This is a genomic window from Halorubrum sp. C191, from assembly GCF_002727095.1.
Classification (GTDB): Archaea; Halobacteriota; Halobacteria; order Halobacteriales; family Haloferacaceae; genus Halorubrum; species Halorubrum ezzemoulense.
Genome location: NZ_NHNZ01000040.1, coordinates 1 through 4,717, shown reverse-complemented (window position 1 = coordinate 4,717; position 4,717 = coordinate 1). Strand labels below are relative to the sequence as shown.

The following is a 4,717-nucleotide window of genomic DNA, read 5'->3' as shown; positions in this document are numbered from 1 at the left end:
GGGAGATTTGCGTCATGGTCAACGGAACTCTCCCGCTTCAACTCCTTTGATTTAGCGGCCTACCTCTCTGCCGTATGGCGATTCAACACAGCCGGATGAAGACGAATGGAGCCCGGACCAAGGGATGGGTGGGGCATCATCCGTCTTTAGCTAAGGCGAGAATTGCAAGACAGCGTCGGGGTTGGTGCGAGAGCCGGTTTGCCGGGTGTCGAGATTGATTTAGGTGTCTGAGCGGTTCACATCGAGGTTCGTAGATCCGCCGAAACGACTTTCAATCGGCTCTGCCGGCTTAGCTAAAGACGAATGGGTGGGGCATTTGGACAGGGTTGGGTCTCATGTCCAGAATATGGTGAAATACCGGTTGGTGACCCACGGGGAGAGTGATGAATCCCTTCGCTCCATACAGGGCCAGATCAGTAGTATTTCAAAACTCGAATGCGAAAATTGCGACATGTACGATCTCACTGGCTTTCAGCGCGATCTGCTGTACGTAGTTGCCGGACTTGATGACCCCCACGGACTCGCGATCAAAGACGAACTCGAGGACTACTACGAAAAGGAAATCCATCATGGGCGGCTCTATCCCAACCTCGACACGCTCGTTGAGAAGGGGCTCATCGAAAAGAGTCAGCGCGACCGACGGACCAACGAGTACAGCACTACTCGCCGGGGCACTAGAGAGATCGAAGCGCGGACTGAATGGGAAGCCGAGTATATTGACCACGACGGGTAATCGAACCGCTGCGTTCGAGGACTGTTTGACTCTAGTATTTCGCGTTCCTCAAAAGCCGAACCACACTTCGAACTCGACCAAAACACCCGACAGAGGAGTCACAACTATTTGTCAATAAGGAGAAAATTTGATTATGATTGAGATCTAATTATGAACTATGAGTAAGTCAGAACAATCGAATAACTCTGAAAAAGAGATTGTCGCCGTCACTAAGCACGGCCAGGCGACCATCCCAAAACGGTTCCGCGAAAAGCTCGGGATCGAAGCGCCTGGGAAGGTGTTGTTCCGGGAAACCGAAGATGGGGAGGTGATCGTTGAACAGGTCCGCTCACCGAGCGAGATGCGCGGCTTTGCCGCCCGTAGCGAAGCGAATACAGACAAGCCTGCGTCCAAGATTCTCAAAGAGAAACGCGACCGGGACCGGAACGAACGTGACTCGCAGTTCAGAACTGAAGAGTAATGTCGGTTCCTGACCGCGTTGTCTTCGACGCCGAGCCACTGATTGCACACGCCGACGATGAACCAGGCAGCGAGATTGTAGAAGAGTATCTCGACGCGGTCGCAGTCGAGGACACCGTCGGCTACGCCAGCTACGTGAATCTCGCTGAGATCCGGTACACAATCGCCCGGAAGTACGACCGCGACACAGCCGACGAGTATCTCGACTGGCTGACTGATCTCGGTATCAAAACGGTAGATGTCGGCGATACTTGGACGGACGCCTCGGAGTACACGATTAAGTATAATCCTGCGCTTGGCGACTCGTTCGCGCTGGCAACAGCTGAACATGTCGACGCGACGCTCATAGTTGGCGGTGACGACGATTATGACGACGTCTCCGATATCCCGATCGAACGGTTCCGCGACGGTTCCGCGTAGGCACCCGTTCGAAGATCTGGCTTGTCTGTGACCCAAAACCAACATTCTATGAGTGTCTGACGCACTCTTAAGGCTCTCCGATATCTTTGCTCTCTTTGAGGACAAAGACACGTATGAGACTCGGAGTTACCAACCAGAAAGGCGGTGCTGGGAAAACGACTACGACACTGAACGTCGCCGGCGCGCTAAACCAGCGTGGCCATGATGTTCTTGTCATCGACCTCGACCCACAGGGACATGCCACTGAGGGGCTCGGTTTCGAGGATCTGTACGACGATCCAGATCGTGACTCGCTGTTCGACGTCCTCCCAGATCTCGACCGGATGGGCGACCTCGAGCAGCTAGCTGTCGAACACCAAGAGGTCGACGTCGTTCCTAGTCACGAGCGGATGATCAACGCCGAGGATGAGCTCGCAAACGTGATGAAGCGTGAGGAGCGCCTTGACATGCTTTTCAACGAGAGCGACGCCGATCAGCGCTGGGAATACGTCCTCGTTGACTGCCCCCCGAACCTCGGTGTGCTCACCGACAACGCGATTGTCGCGACGGGGAACGTCCTGATCCCCGCGCAGGCGAAGTCGACGAGTATCCGCGCAATCGAGCTCCTGTTCAAGCAGCTGCGGTCGATCGAGTCCGCATTCGGCGATGTCGACGAGGTCGGACTCATCGCGAACGAGGTCGGCGTCGACGGCGAGGCCGAGGAGATGATGGAGTGGTTCAAAGACATCTTTGAGGACAGAGAGGACTGTGAGGTCTTTGAGATCAGAAAGCGCGTCGCGCTACAACGGGCGTGGAATGCCGGCGTCTCCATCTTCGAACACGAGGAGGACTGCGACATGGAAGAGGTGTACCTCGATGTCGCTGAGCACTTGGAGGACTATGCTGATGACTGACAGTGATGAGAAGCGCGATCGGAACCCTTGGGACGACCGCTACGACCACGATGACGACGATCATGACGATGCCGTCCCCGAGGACGATCTGTCGACCTCAGAGACAGAAGAGACATCAAACACAGCAGATACATCAAAGACCTCAAAGACTTCAAAGAGATCAGAAACCGCAAAGATGTCAAAGAACAAAATGAACGCAGAGAGCAAGGAGAGCAGAGAGAGCAGCGGGACTGTCCGAGAGCGAAAGAATGTGAACATGTACCTCCCAGAGACGCTTGTTGACGACCTACAACTACGCTACTCGGAACTGAACGTCAAGTGGCGACGACAACACGGCGAGGACATGCCGAAAAACGAGGAGTTCTACCCGGCGGCAGTCCGGGCAGCGCTGGGGGAGTCGTCTATCGAGGAAGAGCTCGGCCTTGAGGAGTAGCGGTCACAAAATTCCTATAGCGAGATGCGATATATTACACGTCGATAACGGGGAGTTTCTCCGAATAGATCCTAGATCGAGGCGTGTTTACCCCTGCTTCGAGACAGAAGGATCGACCTCTTCGGAGGTATGAAAGCGCCGAAAACAACGTTTCCGGTGGGTTTAGTGCTACAATTTCGGATTAGCTAAGTTATCCCGAATTCTGAACATGGATACAGCGGAAACATGGTGTCCGACGCTCTCACACCCACGAGGAGCCTGATTCTCGTGCCTCGAAGCAGGGGTGAAACGCCGTGAGATACACTTCGATAGTGTGGTGCTTTGGGCAGACACCGCGTTTCGTCTGTTTGTATAGTGTATATCGCGATACGGAATCCTCGGTTGCGCTTCTCAACAGGCAGACGGTGGAGAAGCGTCTCTTGTGTGAGTTAGATGCCGACTAAGCGCATCTCAACAGTGAGGAAAGGATGCTACTCCTCACCCGCATCGGCTTCCAAGTCTTCAATGCGTTCTTGGATTTCATGGGCTTCCATTCCTTCAATGCGTTCCATGCCCAGAGCGACGAGTAGCGGGTAGTAGTAGCGTGTCTTCTGTAGCGACCGCCCGAACTCCTCCTCGAACTCGAGATCGGCGTGCTTGTACGTGGTTGTGAGCTGTCGGTCGAGGAACTCTGGGAGGTAGACGCTGGTTGCGCTCCATGACTCCTTGACGTTCTTTACTCGCATGGCGTTCATCTCGTTCTTTGCGTTCTTTGAAGTCTTTTTGGGAATGGAACGCTCGGACTGCTCTGACTGCGTGGCGTGAGTTTCATCCCGCTCTCCCGTCTCGTCGAGCTCATGTTCCTCCTGGTCGTCAGTCGGGTCGTCGAACCGACCACGGAACCGCTCGGAGAGGTCGCTCTTCTGGTCGTCGTCAGTCATCGGTGACCTCCACGAGCGTCGCGGCGACGTCCTCGTACACAGCCCGCATGTCACACTCCTCGGCGTCATCACTGAACAGTGACCCGCCGTTGTTCAGGGTGCGCTTGATCGCGGCGCGCTTCCGAATCTCGAACACGGGGCACCGCCCCTCGAACGTCTCGCCGAACCAGTCGATCGCCTCCCGCTGCTCGTTGTCGAGCGGGTAGTTCACGTTCGAGATGAGCACAGCCTGTTCTCGCAGTTGGACGTCGTAGTCGCGTTCGAGCGACTCGATCTGGTTGAGGAGGTGTTCGAGCGCGAGCATCGACGACTCCGCGGCCTCCACCGGGATGAGCAGGTTCCGGCACGCGAGGAGGACGTTGTCGTTGATCGGCCCGAGAGACGGCGGGGCGTCGACGAAGACGTAGTCGTAGTCACCGAGATCGCCGAAGACGTCCTCGAGGCGCTGGCGTGGCCGGCGGCCGCTTGCGATGAGATTCTGCTCCAGTTTGAACATGTCCACGTTTGAGGGGAGCACGTCGAACTCCGCGTGTTCGAGGATGACCTCGTCGGCGTCGTGCTCGTGTGGGCTATTGAACAGCGAGTACAGCGATGGTGGGTCCGCGGCGTACGCATCGTGGAAGCCGAGCGTGTTGGTCAGATACCCTTGCGGGTCGGCGTCGACGGCGAGCACTTCGTGCCTCCGGTCGGCGAGCGCGCCGGCGAGGTTGATCGTGTTGGTCGTCTTGGCGACACCCCCTTTCTGATTCGCGACAGCGAATGACTTCATGGAACGAGTTGCGTTCAAAGCACGAAAGGATAAAACCACGTCAGACGATCAAACCACAGAAAATTTACTTGAATAGCGACTGACATCAGT

Annotated in this window: 7 protein-coding genes; 5 read left to right on the top strand and 2 right to left on the bottom strand. The window is 55.9% G+C overall.

Annotated features, from left to right (window positions below):
• The first annotated feature begins 451 nt into the window (after positions 1–451).
• The 5 genes from Z052_RS02820 to Z052_RS20840 all read left to right on the top strand — a co-directional run bounded on the left by Z052_RS02820 (position 452) and on the right by Z052_RS20840 (position 2,938).
• Positions 452–733 (top strand): helix-turn-helix transcriptional regulator, encoded by a 282-nt coding sequence (locus tag Z052_RS02820; RefSeq protein WP_007344317.1) that lies wholly within the window; start codon positions 452–454, stop codon positions 731–733.
• Positions 734–890: 157 nt separating this feature from the next.
• Positions 891–1,193, top strand: coding sequence for an AbrB/MazE/SpoVT family DNA-binding domain-containing protein (locus Z052_RS02815; RefSeq protein WP_099288778.1), 303 nt, complete (start codon positions 891–893; stop codon positions 1,191–1,193).
• Positions 1,193–1,612: a PIN domain-containing protein gene (locus Z052_RS02810; RefSeq protein WP_099288777.1), complete on the top strand. Its 420-nt coding sequence runs from the start codon at positions 1,193–1,195 to the stop codon at positions 1,610–1,612. The genes Z052_RS02815 and Z052_RS02810 overlap by 1 nt, the downstream gene beginning before the upstream one ends.
• 113 nt (positions 1,613–1,725) lie before the next feature.
• Positions 1,726–2,505 carry a ParA family protein gene (locus tag Z052_RS02805; protein WP_099288776.1) on the top strand — a complete coding sequence of 260 codons (780 nt, stop codon included), beginning with the start codon at positions 1,726–1,728 and terminating at the stop codon, positions 2,503–2,505.
• A complete protein-coding gene (locus Z052_RS20840) occupies positions 2,498–2,938 on the top strand; it encodes a hypothetical protein (protein ID WP_241897879.1) in 441 nt (146 codons plus the stop codon). The genes Z052_RS02805 and Z052_RS20840 overlap by 8 nt, the downstream gene beginning before the upstream one ends.
• 470 nt (positions 2,939–3,408) lie before the next feature.
• On the opposite strand, the gene Z052_RS02795 is transcribed toward Z052_RS20840, so the two are convergent.
• Complete coding sequence (locus Z052_RS02795) at positions 3,409–3,858, bottom strand: hypothetical protein (RefSeq protein ID WP_099288775.1); 450 nt, start codon at positions 3,856–3,858, stop codon at positions 3,409–3,411.
• Positions 3,851–4,627 carry a ParA family protein gene (locus Z052_RS02790; protein WP_099288774.1) on the bottom strand — a complete coding sequence of 259 codons (777 nt, stop codon included), beginning with the start codon at positions 4,625–4,627 and terminating at the stop codon, positions 3,851–3,853. Before Z052_RS02790 ends, Z052_RS02795 begins: the two co-directional genes overlap by 8 nt.
• Positions 4,628–4,717: the final 90 nt, after the last annotated feature.

Excerpts from the sequence above, each read along its gene's own strand:
- Z052_RS02820 (WP_007344317.1), top strand. The coding sequence starts at position 452 with ATGTACGATCTCACTGGCTTTCAGCGCGATCTGCTGTACGTAGTTGCC.
- Z052_RS02815 (WP_099288778.1), top strand. The coding sequence starts at position 891 with ATGAGTAAGTCAGAACAATCGAATAACTCTGAAAAAGAGATTGTCGCC.
- Z052_RS02810 (WP_099288777.1), top strand. The coding sequence starts at position 1,193 with ATGTCGGTTCCTGACCGCGTTGTCTTCGACGCCGAGCCACTGATTGCA.
- Z052_RS02805 (WP_099288776.1), top strand. The coding sequence starts at position 1,726 with ATGAGACTCGGAGTTACCAACCAGAAAGGCGGTGCTGGGAAAACGACT.
- Z052_RS20840 (WP_241897879.1), top strand. The coding sequence starts at position 2,498 with ATGACTGACAGTGATGAGAAGCGCGATCGGAACCCTTGGGACGACCGC.
- Z052_RS02795 (WP_099288775.1), bottom strand. The coding sequence starts at position 3,858 with ATGACTGACGACGACCAGAAGAGCGACCTCTCCGAGCGGTTCCGTGGT.
- Z052_RS02790 (WP_099288774.1), bottom strand. The coding sequence starts at position 4,627 with ATGAAGTCATTCGCTGTCGCGAATCAGAAAGGGGGTGTCGCCAAGACG.